This window comes from Nostoc sp. CENA543 (assembly GCF_002896875.1).
Taxonomy (GTDB): domain Bacteria; phylum Cyanobacteriota; class Cyanobacteriia; order Cyanobacteriales; family Nostocaceae; genus Trichormus.
Window position 1 is genome coordinate 613353 of record NZ_CP023278.1, and the last position, 22194, is coordinate 635546.

The window sequence follows — 22194 nt, forward strand, 5'->3', positions numbered from 1 at the left end:
TTAGCATTCTCTTGGTTAATCGAGTTTTTTGGATAGTCTAGAATACTGAGTAAAAGTACACATCTATTTGTGCATGATGCACAATAGAAAAAAAATCCCAGATGAACCAGGTAGACTACCTCCGCATTAGTTTAATAGATCGCTGCAATTTTCGTTGTTCGTACTGTATGCCAGAGGGGTCAGAGTTAGACTATATCCTTCAGCAGCAGCTACTTACCGATGAAGAATTGCTGACTTTAATTGAAGAAGTATTTATTCCCGTTGGTTTTACGCGCTTTCGCCTGACAGGGGGAGAGCCTTTGTTGCGTCCCCGTGTGGTTGATTTAGTAAGAGCGATCGCATCTTTTCCCCAAACTCAAGATTTAGCTATGACTACCAACGGGTTTTTACTCGCTCCCATTGCTCAAAGCCTCTATGACGCAGGCTTGAGCAGGATAAATATTAGTTTAGATTCTCTTGACCCTGATATTTTTCATCAAATAATTGGTATTCATGGGCGTTCTCGTTGGCAAAAAGTTTGGGATGGAATTCAAGCAGCTTATAGAGTTGGTTTTAACCCTTTGAAATTAAATGTCGTGGTAATTCCTGGGGTGAATGACCATGAAATTTTAGATTTAGCCGCTTTAACCATTGACAAACAATGGCACATTCGATTTATTGAGTTTATGCCGATTGGCAACGGACAATTATTTAGCGATCGCGGTTGGGTTTCATCGGCTGAATTACGCCAACAAATCCGCGATCACTGGGGCTTGACAGAATCTCAAGTTTGTGGTGCAGGCCCTGCGGATGTATTTCAAATTCCTGGGGCGAAAGGGACGCTAGGATTTATTAGTCAAATGTCGGAATGTTTTTGCGATCGCTGTAATCGGATGCGCTTGAGTGCAGACGGTTGGCTCAGACCATGTTTATTAAATGAAACAGGTCAACTCGACCTCAAAACAGCTTTGCGTTCTGGTGTCAGCATCCATCAGTTACAAGAACAGGTCAGAAATTTGTTGGCAATCAAGCCAGAAATTAATTTCAAAGGACGCGACTCTGGGGTTAAGGGTGCTTACAGTCGTACCATGTCGCAAATTGGCGGATAGGAATTATGAAAGTTTGTAGTGAGGACTTTAGTCCTCATCTATCACCAATTTTAGATTTTGGATTTTAGATTATGGATTAAAAGCATAAACTCACAGCTATTCCATAATCTCGAAACATCACTATTTCCAAAAAAATAACCCCTAAAAGCAGGGGTTATTAATTGGTCAATACCTAAACAACAGCAGAAACTTTCTGTTCAAAGAAAGCTTGCAAAACTCTTTCTGCAATCTGACGGCTAGTTAAACCCAACTCTGCTTTAGATTCTTCAGGTGTAGCGTGTTCCACCAACACATCGGGAATACCGATACGTTTTACAGGTACAACTACATCTGCATCTAGCAAGGCTTCTGCTACTGCTGAACCAAAGCCACCCATGACACAACCTTCTTCTAGAGTCACTACGCGCCCAATCTTCTTAGCTAAAGGCACAATCAATTCTGTATCCAAAGGCTTCACAAATCTGGCATTAATCACAGTCGCTTCAATCCCATGTTCGCTGAGAATTTCCGCCGCCTGCATACTGGGGTAAACCATTGTGCCGTAGCCAACGATTAACACATCATCGCCATTGCGGAGAATTTCGCCTTTACCGATTTCCAAAGGTTCCCAGCCTTCTTCCATCAGAGGTACACCATAACCATTACCTCTGGGGAAACGCATCGCAATGGGGCTACTGGTATGGTTAATTCCAGTTACGATCATGCGTTGCAGTTCGGCCTCATCTTTCGGAGCCATCAGCACCATATTGGGAATACAACGCAAATAAGCAATGTCATACATACCTTGGTGAGTAGGGCCATCAGCACCTACAATCCCCGCCCTATCTAGACAGAAGAAGACTGGCAAGTTTTGAATACAGACATCATGAACGATTTGGTCATAAGCCCGTTGTAGGAAGGTAGAGTAAATTGCCGCTATAGGACGCATACCTTCACAAGCCAAACCAGCCGCCAGAGTAACAGCGTGTTGTTCAGCAATACCCACATCAATATACTGATTGGGTAATTTAGCTTGCAGTTTGTCTAAGCCTGTTCCCGTCGCCATCGCCGCCGTAATACCGATAATTTTGGGATTTTGTTCGGCTAATTTGACAAGGGTGTGAGAAAAGACTTTAGCATAGGCGGGAGGTTTGGGCTTACTGGAAGGAATAGCTTTTCCTGTTGTCAAGTTAAAGGGATTTTGGGCATGGTAGCCTACTTGGTCTTTCTCTGCGATTTCATAGCCCTTACCCTTGACTGTTACCACATGAACTAGCACAGGCCCAGCAATTTGATGTGCTTGTTGGAAGGTGGCGATTAATTCTTCTAAATTATGTCCATCTACTGGCCCCATGTAGGTAAAGCCTAGTTCTTCAAAAACTGCCCCTACTTTGGGAACAGCCAAACGCTTCATCCCTTCTTTGATGCGTCCGAGTTCAGGGGAGAGAGATTCGCCCACAAAAGGAATGTGTTTGAATTGTTCTTCAAAGTTATCTTTGATGAACTGCACCGGTGGACTGAGGCGCATTTTATTGAGATAACGAGGAATTGCCCCGACATTGGGAGAAATGGACATTTCATTGTCGTTGAGAACGACTAACAGGTTAGTTTTGGGCAAATGTCCAGCGTGGTTAATGGCTTCTAAAGCCATACCACCAGTTAAAGCACCATCACCAATGACAGCAGCAACCTTAAATTTTTCACCATTCATATCTCGTGCCAAAGCCATACCCAAGGCAGCTGAGATACTGGTGGAAGCATGACCCGCCCCAAAATGGTCAAATTTATTTTCACACCGCTTGAGATAACCAGCTACGCCATCTTTTTGTCTGAGGGTGTGGAAGTCACTGTAACGTCCTGTAATGAGTTTGTGGGGATAAGCCTGGTGTCCGACATCCCAAATAACTTTATCGCGATCTAGGTCTAGAGTTTGGTAAAGTCCTAAAGTTAACTCTACAACACCCAAACCAGGCCCTAGATGTCCACCAGTTGCCGCTACTGTTTGCAGGTGCTTATCACGGATTTGACGCGCAATCTGTTGTAATTGCCGGATAGATAAACCGTGCAACTGATTGGGATGGGTAATTTCACTCAGGTGCATATTATAGTGCTTTCCTCTCTAATCTCTAACTTTCGGTATTTTGATTTTCCCACGGTCGGGTTGCCGATAGAATTAAACTGTCACTAAGTAGCAGTCTAAAATGTAATCTTCTGTAACGGCTAATTAGACACAAGAATTTCAGCAATTTTTACTAGATGTTTATGCTGTCAGCATATACCGCGAAATTACTTTAAAGTATGTGATCAGTTTTATTTTGAGAAAGTAACAAAACAGACATTTATACCAATACTGCCAAAGCCTGCGAAAAACACAAATTCAGAAACTCTAATAAAATTCGGCTTTGCTGATGAGGAAATTTGTGTTTTTTTCCCATAACTATTTTGCCTTGGCATGGTGTCCGTAGAAGTAACAAACGGCCCAGATTATCGGGGTGTCTTCGTTTTTACTGAGACTGGTTGATTTTGGTTTTGCCGGACTAGAAAGTGGGCGGATTGTTGGTAACACCAGGAACTTCTGGTGTTTCTGGTTGTTTTTGTTGTCGTTGCAAATATTTACTCAAAACATAAGCAATATCCCCGCGATTCATCGGTCTTAAGGGGGATATATTATTTTGAGCATCTGTGCTGATAAATCCTTCTGAGACTACTGTGGCGATCGCTCTTCTTGCCCAACTAGGTATAGATTTAGCATCAGGATATGGTGCAAGAATTTCATTGACAGAATCATCCCCAAATTGAAACACTCCATAAGCTTGGGCAAAAATCGCCAAGCCCTCTGCCCTGGTGACTCGTTGATTGGGGAAAAATAAATTCCCTCGATAACCTTTCATCACATCTGTTTTCAAAACTATTTGAATATCTCGATATGCCCAGTGAGAAGAGGGAACATCAGCCACAGGAATTGATTTTTCTTGTTGAGCAGCTTCTCGTCTATCCAACTTAAATGCTTTGACTAAAATCGTCGCTAATTCTGCACGACTAATCAACCTTTCTGGATAAAAATTACCATCGGATGAATTAGTCATTAATTTAGCAGCAACCACTTGTTGAATTGCTTCTGATGTGACTCCTGTATTAGTTTCCGTCGTTTGCGCTTGCACAATTACGGGGAAGCTTTGGAGTAGCAGCACTAAAGAAAATGTACTTAGCCAAGGGCGCATATTTCTGACCACTTTAAATCTGCTTCTTTGTATAGACAACAACCGACGCGTCGCGCACTGATTATTTATGTTGACATATTTTTACAAAGAAGGTTGCCGAAATAGGGCATTGGGCATTGGGCAAGCAGGAAGTGTGGGAGGGGTGGGAGGTGTGGGAGGATAGGAAAGAAATCTTTCCCCCCACACTTCCCACACTTCCCCATCTTCCCAATCCCCAGTCCCCAGTCTCCAAACCCTTCTGCCGCAATTGTGTCAAGAATGAATATTGAAGTGCCAGGGATTGTAGTATAGTCTGCTGTGGACAAGCCTTTTATTTAGACAATATTTCAGGAGTTTTGGGCATGACAGCAGACCCCGTTACTTTGATGAAGCAAGAAGTTGGTAAAGCAGCAGCAGCTTTGGTGAAGTCAGGTTCAATTGTAGGCTTGGGTACCGGTTCAACTACAGCTTACACGATTCAATATTTGGGCGATCGCCTGAAATCTGGTGAACTCACAGATATTGTGGGTATCCCTACTTCGTTTCAGTCTGAGGTGTTGGCGAAACAATATGGTGTTCCTCTCACCACTCTCGACGCTGTTAACCATATTGATATTGCCATTGATGGGGCTGATGAGGTTGACCCCAAGAAAAACTTGATTAAAGGTGGTGGTGCTGCCCACACCCGTGAGAAAGTGGTTGATTACTTGGCGAATCAATTTATTGTTGTGGTAGATAGTGGCAAATTAGTAGACCGTTTAGGTTCTGTGTTTGCTGTCCCAGTGGAAGTGATTCCAATGGCAATTACGCCTGTCACCAATGCAATTAAGGAACTTGGCGGCAAACCAGAACTACGTATGGGTGTAAAGAAAGCCGGCCCAGTCATCACTGACCAAGGTAACTTTGTCTTAGATGTCAGATTTGACTCTATTGACGACCCAGTTAACCTAGAAAAAACTCTCAACAACATCCCTGGTGTTCTCGAAAACGGTATCTTCGTCAACTGTGCTGATGTGGTTTTAGTCGGCGAAGTTATCGACGGTAAACCAGTAGTGCGGCAGCTTTAAGGAAGCAGGGGGCAGGGGAGCAGGGGGCAGGGGAGACAAGGAAGACAAGGAGAGAAGTGATTCCAATGCCCGATGCCCAATGCCCAATGCCCAATGCCCCATGCCCCATGCCCTAATCATTAATCCCCTGTGCCTGCAAGCTGGCTTGTAAACCAGATAAAGAACGGCCGTTATGGGGATATTTAGTTAAATCAGCCCGAAATGTTGACTCTGCTGCGGCATAATCACCTTTAGCTAAAAGCACACCGCCTAGTGCTTCCCGTGTGGGGAAGTACCAGTCTGGTGGTTCTACGTAGTCTAGGTTATCTTCTGCTACTACTGCTTGTTGTAATGTGGCGATCGCATTATCGAAATCATTCCTAGATTCGGCAATTTTGGCATCTAACAATTTTTGGGCAATGTCTAAAATGCGACTGGCTGGTGTAAAACCAATAGTTGCTGCGGCTGGCATGGTCTGACTCGCGGCTAGTAAAGCACGGCTTTCTACTGCTGCATTTCCTGGCTGGTTTTTAGCTGCGTAGGCTAAACCACGCGTAAAGTGCCACAGTGCGTTAGTAGTGGGAAGTGCGGCATCAGGTTGAGGAGTTTGTAAAATTTCATCCCAATCGCCAAAGCGGGCTTGTATTAATAATTTCTGCCCGAAAAATCCCTCTAGCATGGGCAAATGAGGGTCGATAGCACTAATATGGCTAACTAATTGATCTGCCGCTTGCAAGGCTTCTTGATGTTTGCCTGCCATACTGCTGGCGACCATCAGAAAATGTATATTATGGGTGAGATATAGCTGAGGATAAATGCCTTTGACTTGATTGTGACAGATGTAGGGTACATCTTGAGCGATCGCCAACTCATTGACTCGCATGGCTCCGGCATAATCTCCAACGCGAAAATAAATATGGCCTGGCATATGTACTAAGTGTCCAGCCGCAGGGACTAAAGTCTCTAACCGGTTGGCACTTTCTAGGGCGCGTTCTGGATGCAATGAGGCTTCTACGGCATGAATATAATAGTGATTTGCACCAGGATGATGAGGATTTTTTTGCAGGACATATTCTAAAACAGCCACAATTTTGTTTGTCCCTGGCTGTGGTTGACCGTCATGTGTCCACAGTTGCCAAGGATGTAAATCCATGAGGCTCTCAGCATATAAGGTGGCTGCGTCTACGTCATCAGGATAGCGTTGAAATAGACTTGCCATTGCTTGGGCATACTCTACATCTAAGGGATGTAAATCTGCATTGGGATTTGCGGAATAACGTTTTGCTAAAGCCTGAATATAATCTCGTTCGGGAATTGATGCTTGCACAGCCAATTCGGTAGCTTTTTGAATAGCTTGATAAGCGGCTTGTTCTTTTTCCTTGGTGACTACTGAGTTAATATTAGGGCCAAGAGCTAGCGCAATTCCCCAATAAGCCATTGCCATTTGCGGGTCGAGTTCAGCCGCACGTTGAAAAGAACGCACAGCCTCATCATGATTGAAGCCGTAAACAAGATTTAAACCCTGGTCGAAAAACTTTTGTGCTTCCGGGTTTTGGGTAGAAACTGGATGGTGATATGTTCCCAGCCCTGGGATTAAAGTATAGGGTTGTTTGGTTTGGGCGATCGCGGAATTAGAAAATAATAAAGATAGTACAAGTACCCAAATTGTAAATAAGTATTTCATGCTCAAGTTACCTGTTAGACAGCTTTTTTATTAGCTACCTAAATTACAGTTGCTTGAGTATGTTATACGCATCTTTCCTATTGCTTAAGATGGTAGAAATCAAAATTTAAATTGTCAATTATGAATATTTCTTGCCGATTAACTCAAATTTGTGGCTGAGGCACTTATTTACTAAAATTTATATTAAGTAGAATAACTAGAAATAACCAAACTATATTAAGCAAGATAAAAATACTATGATTCAGTTCGTAGTAAGGACTTTAGTCCTTTTCTGTTCGCGTAGCCTCTCGTAGAGAAGAGAGAACTAAAGTTCTCACTACAAACCTTTAAGTATTTACCCTGTTCTACTTAAATACTTAAAAAAATAGTCTGACTTTCGACATCTTTATGAATTGATATAAGGGACAGGTTTCTGAATTTATTTCCCAGTCCCCAGTCCCCTATACCCATTAAGCTGCTTCTCTAAATTGAGTCGAAACGTTGACTTCAGATAATGAAAGTGAAAGCTGTTCAGATTGAGGTGCTGTGGCTTGTTCTAACACTTGTACTTCTATATTGACACTGACTAAATAACTACCCGTGTCAGCACCAACTGCTTCCGCAATTAATTTGGCAAGATCAGGACGCTTTGCAGTCAGAGGATCTCTTAAGATGCAACGATCCCATTCGTGTTTGGCTGTGGGGTTGAGATTGAGAATGTAATGTTTCATCATTGGACTAGACCCTTCTTGAATCCCTCTTCCAGAAGCTCTTGACATGGTTTTTCTACCAGGCTTTGTGAGTGCTGTATCTATTATAGTACATATGTACTATAAATGGGAAGATGCCAGCCAAAAATCATCTGTGCGGAAAGCCAGTATTTCGTTGCTAAGTCTATGCAAAATTACATAGCGTGTTTAGATATACGAACCTAACTAAATTAGAGCAGAATTTATATATCTAATGGCAGAATTTTATTGCAGACAATAAATACTAAATAATAACTATTCCGATCACCTGACGAACTTGATTTAATTATCTACCGATTGCTATTTAGGCAACGGTAGATTTTTTCAAAAATTTACGTCAATTTTTAATTAAAAATCCACTATAGATTCTACATCTAAAATTAAGGATTGCAATACATACACTGGGCTGGATCGGCAAATTTATCTCCGTGAGGAAATAACTTTTCCTCTGTAAAGCCGCATTGATGACATTCGTATAGAACTTTATAAATTAGTGTTGTTGGTGTATGGCAAATTTCACAAGGTAATCCTGGAATGCGTTCTGTAATTGCAAATCCAGGTGTTTGACATTGAGGACAACAGCTATTGATTTTATGAAGTAAGTTTTGTGTAGCTTTAGCAATATTATTCATGCGCGTAGGGTTGTAAAGCGCGCGCATATCAGTTTCTAAGTGAACTGTTTTTTCCGGTGCGCTTGTCAAAGCTAATTCTACTAATTCTGTTAACTTGGCTTTTGTATTAATCCCTTTGATGATTTCACTCTGGGGGGAAATAGAATTTTCATACATTAGCACTAGACCATGTTGAGGAAACCCTATTTTTTCAGCAAATTCGTATGCTTCTGTAAGGGAATTAATTACCTGATGATTAAAGTTTGTCTCTAGAGAAAATTCTTCACCGATAATTTCTAAATTATTGATTTTATCTAATAAAATAACTATTTCTCGATTAGCAGAAAGATAAGGTAATGCAGGATGAGGATGAAAACTACCTTCACTGGCGATCGCTAATTTTTCTCCAGTAATTTCTAAGGCTTTTTCGGCTTTTAATTTAGCGGTTGCGATTTGTGTTACCAGACGTTTAACTTCTCTAGTAAATGTGCCGAAAATATCTGTATCAAAATTCTGGGGTACTATAGTTTTAACGCCTAATTCCTGTTCTAATAGCGGTGCAATTACTTGTTCTTTATGGTGCATGGTAGCAATCACAGCCGTGCGATCGCTAAATAATTCCTGAACTCTACTCATTAATTAAACTCCCTGAGAAAAAGGTAAAAGGTGAACCACTGCGTTGGGCGGCTTTGCCGACTTGTAGCAAGTGGTGAACCCGAAGGGTAAAAGGCAAAAGGTAAAAGACAGACTTTTCTATCAATACCCAATGCCCCATTCCCAATACCCAATTTAAGCATTACCCGATAATAAAGGAATATTTTCCGCTATCGGATCAGTCACAATTACACCTTGCTTTTGTGACCAAAATTGACTTAAAAAATGAATTTGTCTCAATCCAACCAGCAAATTTAAACCAGGAATAAACAACCACCAAACTACAAGCGGTGCTTTCATCCCAGCTTGGCGGTATAATTCATTAACTGTTTGATATAACTTGAATTGAACTATATAAATCCAGATAATCCCTAGCAGAGAAAACCAACCAAACCACCCAGGTACATCAGGATCAAAAATTCGCAAAGCTTGGGGAATTCCTACACCTAACACAAAAGGTGCTAAACACAAAGTCCCCGACCAACCAAACCCGTTATAACGGCGTAGTTCTTCTTGAATAATCCACTTGTACCAGCCGTAGTACAACAACCCAGTGACTACAGACAACAAAATTACTCGCCACAAAGGACGGGGTTGACCTAATGGTTTATCGGACATATTTACGCCTGAGATATCACAACAATTTTCTTAACATTTCTTAATGTAGGATATCTCAGGTGATCTTGTCTAACTTTGTTCTTGAGGAATTTGTGGAATTTGGGCTGTGAGTTTCTCTTTATCTAATCTGCGTTTTCTCGCGTATAGCTGAATAGTCACCGCCATGAAAATAACCAGGCCGAAAATCAGCCATGCTGTGAGGTCAGTGGGAAGATTATTCTTAAACACAGCCAGCATTACGATCACTACTAACATGACTGTGGGTGCTTCATTCAAAGCCCGTAACTGTTGACTACTCCAGCGACATTCATCGGCGGCTAATTTCTTCATTAATCTACCGCAGTAGTGGTGATAAACCAATAACAAAGCGACACACAGCAGCTTGAAGTGTAACCAACCTTGTTTTAAAACCTCTGGTTCTGTACTCAGCAAACCGATAGCCATTGCTACCGTCACCAGCATTCCTGGGGTCGTAATGATGTTGTAGAGGCGTTTTTCCATAATTTGATACTGATTTTTCAGTATCGTCCGTGCTGGTTCTGGTTCTTGGTTAGCTTCTACGTGATAAATAAATAACCTTACCAAATAAAACAACCCCGCAAACCAAACCACAATCCCAATAATATGAAATGCTTTAAACCAGGAATATGCCATGAATTGCAACCTACCTTTATGAATCTCTGCTTTTGATGATGGCTATTACTATCATTATCAGGTTACGGCAAAACATGATTTGTCATTCCAGATATTTGAAGAATTGTGAATTATGGAGTATGTAGGCTTAGGGGCCACAGAGATGATAGTTTTGACATTGATTTTACGGTCAATACTCACCTTTCGGGAAATACCAAAAAATAAATCATCCCAAATGAACAGCTTAGTAGGGTGCGTCAGGGTGAGAAAACCTAACTATACCAAGAGATTATTCATACTGACACACCCTACAGTTTGGATATTTTTTATCTGGAAGTCCCTTGATTGCCAACCTATATTTTTGATCTCTTTACTCGCTTTTTTAGGTAAATCGGTAAAACTTTAACTTAATAGAAGTCATCAAATAAATTTAGCCAAAACTTCACTTGATATTTGTTAATTGATCGCATAACCTAGATTGTCAGTTATCTTCTTTCAGGAAGGTTATGAACAAAAAACTCATACTGAATTTGTTTGCTAGTTCCTCGGTTTTCGTTTCCTTAATTTCGACGCTGGGAATCATTAACCCTGCTCATGCTGGTGTAAACTTAACTCAGCGATTAATACACACTGAAGATGGTCGTACCTGTATTACTAATCCTCACGGTTTGAAAGATTTTGTGTGTATTCGAGATTCGGAAAGAGATCCAAAAGCATCTGCCCCACCTAAATCAATGGTAGTTTCATCACGCCCATCAGATAATTCAGTTGCTGAACTGAACTTTACTGAGGAAGAAAGTGATCTGGCAATTAAGGTTTTTGGTTGTGACTGTCCTTATTGTCTGAATTCCTTGCGGCAATTACGGGGAACTGGCAACTTAGTTTACTAAACTTGTCAGTAATCAGGCACGTTGATGTTTGTTTTGATTTTGAGTTGATTTAGTCAGCAAAAACCAGCATTTTTGTAACCAAATGCTTTTGAAATAGATTAGTTGTTGATAATTGAATATACTTAAAGCCTTGGTAAAATTTCTGGTAGTAAATGCCCAGGGACTTTAGATAAAGCCAAATTTTGTCCTTGAATTCCTAATTCATTGTGGAAAGCACGGATTGTTCTTACTACGTAAGAGAAAGAAGTTTGATAGGCTTCAGGTTGTTTAGTCAAACCATTTAAAGCTTGTAAATGATTTGTTAATGCTGCTTCTAAATGTTGCGATCGCTTACTCTTATCGCCAATAAAAGTATTATCTGTAACTAACTGGTAATGGGCAAGTCCCAGGTTATTGTAAGTGGCAAATAAATCAAAACTTAAAGGCGCGTTACCTAGAGAATTAGCCAAAGCAATGGCCTCTTCATAAGCACTAATACACAGTTGTAGTAAGTTTTGTTTAGCTTCTTTAGGTGTTTGCGCCAAGTTTGCTAAGTGCCAATAAGCTGTGCCTAAATTATTTTGTGTGGCAGCGCAAGCAGTAGGAACATTAGCAGGAGTCCGGTATTTTAAAGCTTCACCGTAGACATCGATCGCTAACTGGAGATTTTCCCCTGGTTGTTCATACTGCGCTAAATTCCAGTAAGCCGTACCGATATTATTTTGAATCATCCCATATTTGAGGGGTTCTGCTTGGGGACTGTAGTAAGCTAAGGCTTGTTTGTAAGCTGCGATCGCTTTTTTCAAATTAACGACTGCTTGATTGTATTGCGCTAAGTGCCAGTAAGCTGTACCTAAATTATTTTGACAAGCGGCATACTTTAAAGGATCTGATTCTACAGTTCTGTAGCGTAAAGCCTCAGTGTAAGCCACAACAGCCTGTTGCCAATTCTCAGCCGGACTACCAAACCGCGCTAAATCTCCGTAGGCTGTTCCCAAATTATTCTGCACCCGTGCATAAGTCTCAGGATGGGTTTGGGGAGAAATGATTTTTAGAGCCGAGTTATAATACTCAATTCCTTGTTCTATGTAGGTTTTCCCTGTTTGTACATAGGTTGGTGTACGGTACAACATCCAATAGAGTGTGCCTAAATCATTGAAAGTATCTGGCAATTGTGGCGATTGTTCATCGTAGGCGATCGCCTGCTGATAAGCAATAATCGCCACCATGATATTTTCTAACGTCGATTGTCCCTGCTCTATATGCAAGCGATATAAATCACCTAGTTGATGATAAGCAGCCGCTAAAACTTCACCAACAGCTTTTTGTGAGTGTAATTTCTCAATTTCCCGTAGCAGTTCTTGTGGTTGCCACTCGTCTTCCCCGAATAGAGTTGTGACATGATCATTGGTGGCTAAAACTAATTTGATTAACTCTTGGCTAACATGAGTCAACGACAACAATGATAAGTTATCAACCTGACTAGATTTAGCAACACTTTCCGGTTGTTGTCGTTGATTAGTGAATAAGTGAGTGTCTGCGGCTGAAGACTCATGCTTGAAGTTGGAATACTCATCTTTTGCTGTTATGGGTAATTCCAGAGTTTCTCTATACTCAAACTCAGTTTCAGTCGGAATTGCTACTTCTGTATCTCTACCTGCATCTTCTAACATTGATTGCTCAGTATTGCCTAGTGGCAAACCCCTAGAATTAGTAAAACGTTCGGGATGCGATTTATTTTGTGTTGTCGGTGTGGGTTCTCCAGCAAAAACAAACACACCAGTCCGCCAACGCCAAAACTGTGGTGCTGACTGCTGAATAGCCGCCAACCAAGGACGCGATAACCATAACAGTACACTAGATTCTAGAAACCGATTCGATTCTTGAGCAAAAAAATATTGTTCGCTTAAACGTAAATAATGCAAAAATAATCGTTGACTTGCTACCGATTGTTTTGTCAACTGTTCCACACCAACAAGCTGAAATGTTGGGATGGGAAGAGGTTTTCCAGGAGTATCTTTAGAACCACCCACTATAGGGGGTGGATAATTCCTTAACCATTGATTAATTTGTTCGATGGGATTCGGCTCGTGCAAATTTAACCGCAATGTTACTAATCGAGGATAAGCCGGTGTACTAGTCGTTTCCTTTCCATCACCTGGCTGATATAAGATTTGTCCCACAGGATAAGCCAAAGTTGAATGTAAACGAGCCGCTACTTGATTCCTCAAGTGCAAATCATCACATACTGCTAAAAAGATTTGTCGCCGTAAACCAAGGCTGAGGGCAAGTTTTAGGCGGTGATATACTTGCCGATTCCAAGCAGAATTATCGGAACGGGCGGGATCATTCATGCTCATGAAGTTCAACGGCCAAGGTAAATAAGCAAGGAACAGGGGAGAAAAACTGCATGATTATATAGACGCGTTTTTCTCAAGAATCAGGAAGTTATCACCCGCTAAGGGTGTTAGTGTCGCAGAACAACCTTCCCAGGATGCAAGCTAGATGCAGCGTCTTAGAGAGAAGTTCAGCCTTGAAATTGATCATTTTGCTGAAACCACCATCAGTTTAAACTTTCTTCAGGGTGGATTAAAGCAAAATGAATGTCTAAACTATGACTATGAACAAGTAAATATGACTATAATCAGGATAAAACTATACTAAATTTTTTATTTTTGATCTCTCTTGTTTGAGTTTTGGTGTTTGTACTGGTATAAAAGAGTTTTTGACTGAATAGAATTAATCTTCATAAAAAATAAAAATCCAGGTTTCTAGCAGACGGAAACCTGAAACACATAAATAAAAGGAATTTTTGATTAAATTTTCTTATTCTTAGCTGAGATTAGAAACAGAGAAAGCGACGAAAATCAGACCACCAACCAAGATTGTCGCTGCAACACCTAAAATTACATAGTTGCGCTTTTGTGCTGCTGTCGGAGGTTCAGCACGATAAACCTTTGGTTCTTGGGCAAAATTATTCAAACGTCCGCCTTCTTCGTTGGTATAGGGCATGAATTAATTCCTTGGACTCAATTTTTTATTTAATCTTATAAAGATATGTATCTGCTATCGATCAGATCAGATATAAATCGTTACATAAATCAAGAATGATTTTATTAACTAACACACGTCAAAAGGCTGTGTTTTGAAGACGTTGCTGTATCAGAGTATGAAATACAAAAATTACCTTTGCTTTTCTTTGTGCCTTTGCGCCTACTCTGCAAGTTACCCGTTAGCGGTATGCGCGAGATAAATTAATATTCTCAATCAGCAACGCCGTTTTGAAAATTAACTAACTAATCGTACCAGTCAGGGGAGAACTAGCACTGGCATGGGTTCTTATGGGCATTCGTCCGGCTAAATAGGCTAAACGACCGGCTTGTGTGGCTAAATTCATGGCGCGCGCCATTGCTACAGGGTTTTGAGCTAAAGCGATCGCACTATTAATTAATAACGCATCTGCCCCTAATTCCATTGCTTGGGAGGCTTCTGAAGGTGCGCCAATCCCCGCATCCACAACTACAGGTATATTGGCATTCTCAATGATGATCTGGATATTTGCAGTGGTTTTTAAACCCTGTCCTGAACCGATGGGTGAAGCTAAGGGCATCACAGTTGCACAGCCTACCTCCTCCAGTCTTTTAGCTAACATCGGGTCAGCATTAATATAAGGCAACACGGCAAAACCTTCTTTTACCAGTTGTTCGGCAGCTTGTAATGTCCCGATGGGATCAGGGAGTAAATATTTCTGATCTGGAATCACTTCTAACTTAATAAAATTATTATCTTCCTGCCCCAATAGTTTCGCCATTTCTCGTCCTAAACGCGCCACGCGAATTGCCTCTTCGGCAGTTTGACAACCTGCGGTATTGGGTAACATCCAAATTTTTGACCAATCTAAAGCTTCCGCTAAACCTTCATGTCCTGGTGCTTTTGTCTGTACTCTTCTTACCGCCACGGTAACTATTTGGCAACCGCTAGCCTCAACACTTTGCTGCATTTCCTCGATGCTGCGATACTTACCTGTACCAGTCATCAGGCGGGAGTGGAAGGTTTTGCCAGCGATTGTGAGGGCTGAGTCTGGAGTGCTGAGTTCTGAGTGGGTAGAGACATGATTGATTGCGTCTTGACTAGAAAGTGGGGATTGAGAAATGAGCATGGGGGTAGATGGCTGTTTTTGAAAGCGAGAATAATGGAAATGGGAGAGGAGAGGATCTGATTTTTGCTCCCAAACTAAATCAGCGATGAGTTTAGCGGTGATGGGTGTAAGTAAGATACCATTGCGGTAATGACCTGTAGCTAAGGTGAGATTTGCACAATGGCTAGTGCCTAAGATGGGCAGTTCATCGGGAGTTCCTGGGCGGAATCCCCACCAAAATTCTTGTATGGGATAATGCTGTAGTTCTGGGTATAAACGAATCGCGCCTTGCAGTAAAGCTTGCATACCATCGGGGGTGTTATGGGGAGTGAAACCCACATCTTCACTAGTTGCCCCAATAATAATGGAGCGATCGCGTCTGGGTACGATGTAGATATTATCTCCAAATAACACCCGCTTTAAAGGCAGTTCTGCCAGAGAATCAGGAACTCTGACACTCAACATTTGCCCTTTGCGGGGAAATACAGGTACAGGTAGTAATTGATTAGACCAAGCACCCGTCGCCAAAACATAATGGTCAGCCCGAATGATGCCCATATTAGTTTGGACACCCATAACCTGACCTTGTTGTTGTAAGAAAGCTTCGACTGTCACACCATCCTTGAGTTCCACACCCAAAGACTCAGCCGCAGCCCACAACACATGAACTAAAGCCCGATTATCAACTTGGGCATCTTCTGGATACCACCAACCGCCAACGACATCTGATCCTAATCCTGACTGATATTGATGGATAGCAGTTTTATCTAACCAATACCCAGGCGATTCTCCCTGCACCCCTGCACCCCTGCACCCCTGCTCATAAATCGGGGCAAGAATACCACAAGCCCAATAACCAGTATTTAAGCCCGTTAAATCCGCTAATTTTTGTGTCCAATCTGGATATAATGAGCGCGATCGCCAGCACAAAGACTTCATCGCCCCATCAGTAATTCTTTCTGCATCTGGGGCTAACATTCCGGCGGCGGCATGGGAAGCAGCAGCTTGGAAATCACGACAAAGCACGGTGACATTTGCCCCGCGCCACTTCAATTCAACGGCGATCGCTAAACCAATAACGCCGCCACCAATAATTACAATCTCACCAGTCATTCGTTAGTAGTCATTAGTCGTTAGTCATTAGTGAGCTAGTGCAGTTTTAGGGATTTCCCCTATGAAGAACTAGCTTTCCTTGGGGGGTTCTCGTTCGCGGAGCGTCCCGAAGGGAAGATTACCCGAAGGGTCATTAGTTCACAACTAATGACCCATAAATTGTAACTAACAACTAGTGACACCAGGAAATAAGCAGAGCAGCACAGTAGCAAAATCAGTGAGCAGTCATCAAGTGAAGAATGATCACTGATCACTGAACCATGTCCCATAGCCAATTACCATAAAGCGCGAATGGGTTCTCGGTCTTGATTACTGGGAGATGAAGTAGTAGATTGCACTTCTGTAGTTGTGTCTGAAGTATTTTCGGTAGTATTGTCAGAAGTGTTGTTATTAGAACTATCGTTATTGTCAGAGGATGATGGTGACTCGTTAGCATTACTTTGAGCTACGTTTGTCCGGCTGGTGGAACGGCGATCTTCTTGAGAAACGTTACCTCTTTCTTCACTAGCACTATCACTAGAGTTATCGCCAGTATTAAAATCTTCTTGTTGAGCTACATTACTTCTGTTTTCGGGTGTAGTAGCATTACCTCTATTCCTGCTGGGTGCAGAGCTATTAACGTTAATGTTGGCTGGGAGAACTTTGGATGCTTTATCTCCAGGGGCGTTGTTGCTGACTTTTTGCGCCTCACGCATCGGAAAATTAATGCCTAGCAATGTCCCCATTAAAATAGCCAAGCCTCCAGCCATTAAAACTAGCGGTGTCCATCTACCCATCTTGATTTTCTCCTTTTTAACCTAACCTTCTGGTTGCCATACGACTTGAGAACCTTGACCCCAAAATCCGTCAAATTTTGTTACTTTTACGTCGCCTAGCACTTGAGTCTGACAAGCTAAACGCAGGTCTTTTGTAGGAGAATGGGGAGGAAGCGATCTCCGCGTTTGATCACGCCAATTCGCTGCTGACACCTCACCCTCTACTTTGACCGCACAAGTTCCACAACTACCAATTCCTCGACAGTTTATTAGCCTAGCACCGCCATTGTAGAGGTCAATACCATTTTTTAGCAGAATTTCGCGTAAATTAGCTCCGCTATTACACTCAATTGTTTGACCTTGAGCCAGTACCTTAGGCATATTCTAATTACCAAATAGACTTTTTGTTGTATCTTGACACATTGCTTGTAAAGTTGTATCAACAGTTTGATTCTTATGACCACAAATCCCTTACCCCAAATTTGGCTTTATGACACCACACTACGGGATGGCACTCAGCGCGAAGGGTTATCAGTTTCCATAGAAGACAAGCTACGCATTGCTTACAGACTTGATCAGTTAGGGATTCCTTTTATAGAAGGTGGGTGGCCTGGGGCTAACCCTAAAGATGTTCAATTTTTCTGGCAGTTACAAGAGAATCCGCTTAAACAATCAGAAATTGTGGCATTTTGTTCAACTCGTCGCCCGCACACCACAGCCGCCGAGGAACCAATGCTACAGGACATACTGACTGCGGGGACTCACTGGGTAACGATTTTCGGCAAATCCTGGGATTTACACGTCACATCAGGTCTAAAAACGACTTTAGAAGAAAATTTAGCGATGATTCGCGATACGATCGCGTTTTTTCGCACTCAAGGGCGACGGGTAATTTACGATGCGGAACACTGGTTTGATGGTTACAAGCAGAATCAAGAATATGCTTTACAAACTCTCAAAGCAGCAATGATGGCTGGGGCAGAGTGGCTAGTTTTGTGTGATACCAACGGCGGGACTTTACCCCATGAAGTAAGTCAGATTGTACAGGATGTGGTGAAAGCGACTGGGGAATGGGGAATCGGGAATGGGAAGAATCTTTCCCAGTCCCTAGTCCCTAGTCCCCAGTCCCCAATTCCCCAAATTGGAATACATACTCATAATGATTCAGATATGGCTGTAGCCAATGCCTTAGCAGCTGTGATGGCAGGGGCAACTATGGTACAAGGCACAATTAACGGTTATGGTGAACGGTGTGGCAATGCTAACTTATGTTCACTGATTCCTAATTTACAATTAAAGCTGGGCTATAGTTGTATCGCTGAACACCAGCTTAGTCAACTAGCAGAAGCTAGTCGCTTTGTGAGTGAAGTTGTGAATTTAGCCCCTGATGAACACGCACCTTTTGTGGGACGTTCGGCTTTTGCCCACAAAGGTGGTATCCATGTGTCGGCGGTGGAGAGAAATCCCCTGACTTATGAACATATTCAGCCAGAACAGGTAGGAAATCGTCGTCGGATTGTGATTTCTGAACAGTCTGGGGTGAGTAATGTGTTAGCTAAAGCCAGGAGTTTTGGTATTGAAATTGACAAGCAATCCCCAGAAACTAAGCAAATTCTCCAGCGTCTCAAAGAGTTAGAAAGTGAAGGTTATCAATTTGAGGCAGCTGAAGCTAGTTTTGCACTGTTGATGTATGAGGCTTTAGGCGATCGCCAGAAATTTTTTGAAGTGAAGGGGTTTCAAGTCCACTGTGATTTAGTGGAGGGGCAAGAATCTAATAATGCTCTAGCTACAGTGAAATTAGCTGTTAATGGGGAAGATAAATTAGAAGCTGCCGAAGGTAATGGCCCTGTAGCGGCGTTAGATGCAGCTTTACGCAAAGCTTTAAGGAATTTTTACCCGCAAATTGCTAATTTTGAATTGACAGATTACAAAGTGCGGATTCTCAACGGACATCGGGGGACAGCATCTAAAACTCGTGTGCTAGTGGAATCGGGTAACGGTTCGCATCGTTGGACGACTATCGGCGTTTCGACAAATATTTTGGCAGCTTCCTATCAAGCAGTTGTGGAGGGCTTGGAATATGGTTTGTTACTGCATTTTCAAGCATCTCAAGACTTGGGGTTTAGGGGTGTGAGGGTGTAAGGGTGTAAGGGTGTAGGGGATAAAAGCGATCGCTTGGAGGAGTGCTGAGTGCTGTTAGCGGTAGCGGGGCGTTTAGCCCGTGCTGTTAGCGGAAGCGGGGCGTTTAGCCCGTGCTGAGTGATTTTTTCTCCCCTGCCCTCTGCCCCCTGCCCCCTGCCTCACAAGTGTAGGTTTTTTACCCAGCAGTAAGTGATGACTCTCAGACTAACGACAGAATCATTGTTTCACTCACCCCTACACCCCTAAACCCTTACACCCCTACACCCCAAAACCAAGGTTTTTGGTACACAACGTAAAAAACCTACATCTGTCAGCTGCCCCCTGCCCCCTGCACCCCTGCACCCCTGCCCCCTGCCCCCCTGCCTGCTTAACCAAAACTCTCCCAAGCTTGAGTGACTACCGTACTCAGCCAACGGCGTTGCTGCTGATCTAATACAGGGTCATCAGCTAGCAGTTGGGCTGTCAAATCTTCTAAAGATTGTCCTTGGGAACGGACGATTTTAATCACTCCGGCGATCGCTGAGGCGACTAATTCTTCATCTACCGGCTGTTGTTTTAAAGCAAAAATTTCTTGAGGACTGTCTGGAATGGGATAATTCATGGCGTGGGTTTATTAAACTTAGGAAATGGAAAAAAGTTTTGACAAATTATTAAAAATTCTTTACTGAATCTTTATTGAAATGATAGGGCGGAGTTTAGCGTACTTTATGCCTTTCGCATATCTGCCTAGATAAGTAGATTAATCACAGATGTCAGAAAAACATGAAAGAAATCCTTTATCTCGAAGTTCCGATTTCGGACACGGCAACCGTACGCAGTTGGCTGCAATCAGAGTTTGACCCAGGAAATTGGGAAAAAATACTGACTCCAGATGGATTCTGCCTGAAATTATCTAGTAAATATACAACAGGTGGTACTAATTTTTCCGAAAATTTACCGAAAGAAATCTCTGTATTTGTTTGGTCTGTCCAGAGAACTACTTACCTTAAGGTCTTCCGATGGGCAGATACACCTCTTGCCCAAGAAAAGGATTTTCTGCAAAAGTTAACAAAAGCCGTCAGACAGCGTTTTCCCCATTGCTACCCCGAACCACCAGCAATTGATTTATCACAGCAATCGATTTTTGAGGCTTTAGCCCCTTACTATCCCCTGACGGTGAAATATTTCCAAAAAATGCCCAATGGGGAATATGACCTCAAGCGCGCCTATTGGTGGGAACAAAGATGGCGTGAAGGAGTGCGGCATCCTCAAAAGCCTCGTCAGGTGCTGTTTGTACAAGGAGATGAGGCAGGAAAAACACCCAATCCGCAATATGACTTGATTTATATTGGCGGTGCGCTGGGGGTAATTCATGCGGCAGTGATGGCACAATTGGGTTACAAAGTGCTGCTGGTGGAACGTCTGGCGTTTGGACGGATGAATCGGGAATGGAATATTTCCCGTGATGAACTTCAAAGTTTGGTGAACTTGGGTTTATTTACGCCAGCTGAATTGGAAACGATTATTGTCAGAGAATATAAGGACGGATTTAATAAGTTTTTCGACGGCAATAATCCACCCAAATTGCGATCGCCTATTTTACACACGCCCACGGTGCTAAATATATCTTTAGACTCCGATAAATTATTGCGGTTGTGTGGACAAAAGTTAACAGCCGCAGGTGGCGAAATTTGGGATGAAACAGAGTTTTTACAAGCCAATATTGAGCAATCACAAGTTGTAGTTACACTCCAGCATTTACCCACTCAAACACAAAAGCAAGTGAGTGGTAGGCTTCTGGTGGATGCGATGGGAACGGCTTCCCCCATTGCTTGGCAACTGAACGGTGGGCGCGCTTTTGATAGCGTCTGTCCGACGGTGGGAGCAGTGATTGACAAGGGATTTGCCCCTGGTGTGTGGGATTCACAGTATGGAGATGTATTGTACAGCCACGGCGATATTTCACGGGGTAGACAATTAATTTGGGAATTGTTTCCTGGTGCGGGTGAAGAACTGACAATTTATCTATTTCATTACCACGAAGTTAATCCAGAAAACCCCGGTTCTTTGCTAGAGATGTATGAGGATTTCTTTACGATTTTGCCGGAGTATCGCCGATGTGATTTAGAGCAGTTGGTGTGGAAAAAGCCAACTTTTGGCTACATACCTGGGCATTTTAGTGTAAATAGTCGCGATCGCCAAGTGGCCTTTGATCGATTAATTGCAATTGGTGATGCTGCATCTTTACAATCACCCTTAGTATTCACAGGTTTCGGCTCACTGGTACGTAATTTAGAACGTCTCACCACTTTATTAAATGTCGCACTCAAGCATGATTTGTTGAGTCAACGCCATTTGAACTTAATCCGCGCTTACCAAAGTAATGTGTCTGTCACTTGGCTATTTTCTAAAGGGATGATGGTTCCTACTGGAAAATTCCTCCCACCCCAACGCATCAATGCCATGTTGAATACATTCTTTGGGTTATTAGCTGATGAACCCCTAGAAGTAGCCGATAACTTTATTAAGGATCGTTGTGATTGGTTAACTTTTAACCGCCTAGCATTGAAAGCAGCACGCATCAATCCCGCTTTAATTTGGTGGATTTGGGAAATGGCTGGCTGGAAAGATTTACTCAGGTGGTTAGGAAATTATGTCAATTTTGGTCGTCACGCCTTAGTGAGTGCTTTACTCAGTGCTTGGTTTCCCAGTTTTCTCATCTGGGTTCAGCCCAAACTAGAACCCCGTTATCCAGGAATATGGCTGTGGTTACTAAGTATTAACTACGCGATCACCACAGGTAAACCGCGATCGCCCCAGCAGTTTGCTAATGCTAACTTAGGGAACGAAACTCTTCGTTCAGAAGGAGTGTAAGTGTTTAAGGGTGTGGGGGTGTAAGGGTGTGGGGGTGTAAGGGAAAATTCATACTTGTTTTTCCCCTACACCCCTATACCCCT

18 protein-coding genes are annotated in these 22194 nt (G+C 42.5%); 5 read left to right on the forward strand and 13 right to left on the reverse strand.

Annotated features, from left to right (window positions below):
* Positions 1 to 101: 101 nt before the first annotated feature.
* Positions 102 to 1088 (forward strand): GTP 3',8-cyclase MoaA, encoded by a 987-nt coding sequence (gene moaA / locus CLI64_RS02650; protein ID WP_103135777.1) that lies wholly within the window; start codon positions 102 to 104, stop codon positions 1086 to 1088.
* Between the two features lie 172 nt (positions 1089 to 1260).
* On the opposite strand, the gene dxs is transcribed toward moaA, so the two are convergent.
* Together dxs and CLI64_RS02660 are read right to left on the reverse strand one after the other, a co-directional pair.
* Entirely contained in the window at positions 1261 to 3168 is a 1908-nt protein-coding gene (gene dxs, locus CLI64_RS02655; protein WP_103135778.1) for a 1-deoxy-D-xylulose-5-phosphate synthase, read from the reverse strand.
* 436 nt (positions 3169 to 3604) lie between these two features.
* Positions 3605 to 4288 (reverse strand): S-layer homology domain-containing protein, encoded by a 684-nt coding sequence (locus CLI64_RS02660; RefSeq protein WP_192881725.1) that lies wholly within the window; start codon positions 4286 to 4288, stop codon positions 3605 to 3607.
* A 335-nt stretch (positions 4289 to 4623) separates the two neighbouring features.
* Between CLI64_RS02660 and rpiA the strand changes: the two genes are divergently transcribed.
* Positions 4624 to 5334, forward strand: a complete 711-nt coding sequence (gene rpiA / locus CLI64_RS02665) for a ribose-5-phosphate isomerase RpiA (RefSeq protein WP_103135780.1) — start codon at positions 4624 to 4626, stop codon at positions 5332 to 5334.
* A 112-nt stretch (positions 5335 to 5446) separates the two neighbouring features.
* Here the strand turns inward: rpiA and CLI64_RS02670 are convergent, their stop codons facing one another.
* The 5 genes from CLI64_RS02670 to hemJ all read right to left on the reverse strand — a co-directional run bounded on the left by CLI64_RS02670 (position 5447) and on the right by hemJ (position 10262).
* Positions 5447 to 6997, reverse strand: a complete 1551-nt coding sequence (locus tag CLI64_RS02670; RefSeq protein ID WP_103135781.1) for a lipopolysaccharide assembly protein LapB — start codon at positions 6995 to 6997, stop codon at positions 5447 to 5449.
* 449 nt (positions 6998 to 7446) lie between these two features.
* Entirely contained in the window at positions 7447 to 7710 is a 264-nt protein-coding gene (locus CLI64_RS02675) for a hypothetical protein (RefSeq protein ID WP_103140561.1), read from the reverse strand.
* A 395-nt stretch (positions 7711 to 8105) separates the two neighbouring features.
* Positions 8106 to 8972: a DUF6671 family protein gene (locus tag CLI64_RS02680; protein WP_103135782.1), complete on the reverse strand. Its 867-nt coding sequence runs from the start codon at positions 8970 to 8972 to the stop codon at positions 8106 to 8108.
* Between the two features lie 153 nt (positions 8973 to 9125).
* Positions 9126 to 9608 (reverse strand): hypothetical protein, encoded by a 483-nt coding sequence (locus CLI64_RS02685; protein ID WP_103135783.1) that lies wholly within the window; start codon positions 9606 to 9608, stop codon positions 9126 to 9128.
* 69 nt (positions 9609 to 9677) lie between these two features.
* Positions 9678 to 10262, reverse strand: coding sequence for a protoporphyrinogen oxidase HemJ (gene hemJ, locus CLI64_RS02690; RefSeq protein WP_103135784.1), 585 nt, complete (start codon positions 10260 to 10262; stop codon positions 9678 to 9680).
* Between the two features lie 485 nt (positions 10263 to 10747).
* Here hemJ and CLI64_RS02695 point away from each other — a divergent pair, with 485 nt between their 5' ends.
* Entirely contained in the window at positions 10748 to 11131 is a 384-nt protein-coding gene (locus tag CLI64_RS02695; RefSeq protein WP_103135785.1) for a hypothetical protein, read from the forward strand.
* A gap of 122 nt (positions 11132 to 11253) precedes the next feature.
* On the opposite strand, the gene CLI64_RS02700 is transcribed toward CLI64_RS02695, so the two are convergent.
* The 5 genes from CLI64_RS02700 to CLI64_RS02720 all read right to left on the reverse strand — a co-directional run bounded on the left by CLI64_RS02700 (position 11254) and on the right by CLI64_RS02720 (position 17497).
* Positions 11254 to 13470: a tetratricopeptide repeat protein gene (locus CLI64_RS02700; protein ID WP_103135786.1), complete on the reverse strand. Its 2217-nt coding sequence runs from the start codon at positions 13468 to 13470 to the stop codon at positions 11254 to 11256.
* 472 nt (positions 13471 to 13942) lie between these two features.
* Positions 13943 to 14122 (reverse strand): photosystem II assembly protein Psb34, encoded by a 180-nt coding sequence (gene psb34 / locus CLI64_RS02705; RefSeq protein ID WP_103135787.1) that lies wholly within the window; start codon positions 14120 to 14122, stop codon positions 13943 to 13945.
* A gap of 280 nt (positions 14123 to 14402) precedes the next feature.
* On the reverse strand, positions 14403 to 16361 hold the full coding sequence (gene thiO, locus CLI64_RS02710; RefSeq protein WP_103135788.1) for a glycine oxidase ThiO: 1959 nt from the start codon (positions 16359 to 16361) through the stop codon (positions 14403 to 14405).
* Positions 16362 to 16636: 275 nt separating this feature from the next.
* Positions 16637 to 17137: a hypothetical protein gene (locus CLI64_RS02715; RefSeq protein ID WP_103135789.1), complete on the reverse strand. Its 501-nt coding sequence runs from the start codon at positions 17135 to 17137 to the stop codon at positions 16637 to 16639.
* Between the two features lie 21 nt (positions 17138 to 17158).
* Positions 17159 to 17497 (reverse strand): 2Fe-2S iron-sulfur cluster-binding protein, encoded by a 339-nt coding sequence (locus tag CLI64_RS02720; RefSeq protein ID WP_103135790.1) that lies wholly within the window; start codon positions 17495 to 17497, stop codon positions 17159 to 17161.
* Positions 17498 to 17572: 75 nt separating this feature from the next.
* Here CLI64_RS02720 and cimA point away from each other — a divergent pair, with 75 nt between their 5' ends.
* Positions 17573 to 19258 (forward strand): citramalate synthase, encoded by a 1686-nt coding sequence (cimA, locus tag CLI64_RS02725; RefSeq protein WP_103135791.1) that lies wholly within the window; start codon positions 17573 to 17575, stop codon positions 19256 to 19258.
* A gap of 367 nt (positions 19259 to 19625) precedes the next feature.
* Here cimA and CLI64_RS02730 read toward each other — a convergent pair whose 3' ends face one another.
* Entirely contained in the window at positions 19626 to 19859 is a 234-nt protein-coding gene (locus tag CLI64_RS02730) for a hypothetical protein (protein ID WP_103135792.1), read from the reverse strand.
* A gap of 161 nt (positions 19860 to 20020) precedes the next feature.
* On the opposite strand from CLI64_RS02730, the gene CLI64_RS02735 reads away from it, so the two are divergent.
* The gene (locus tag CLI64_RS02735; protein ID WP_103135793.1) at positions 20021 to 22111 is read left to right on the forward strand and encodes an NAD(P)/FAD-dependent oxidoreductase; all 2091 of its coding nucleotides are present in this window, start codon (positions 20021 to 20023) and stop codon (positions 22109 to 22111) included.
* Positions 22112 to 22194 lie beyond the last annotated feature (83 nt).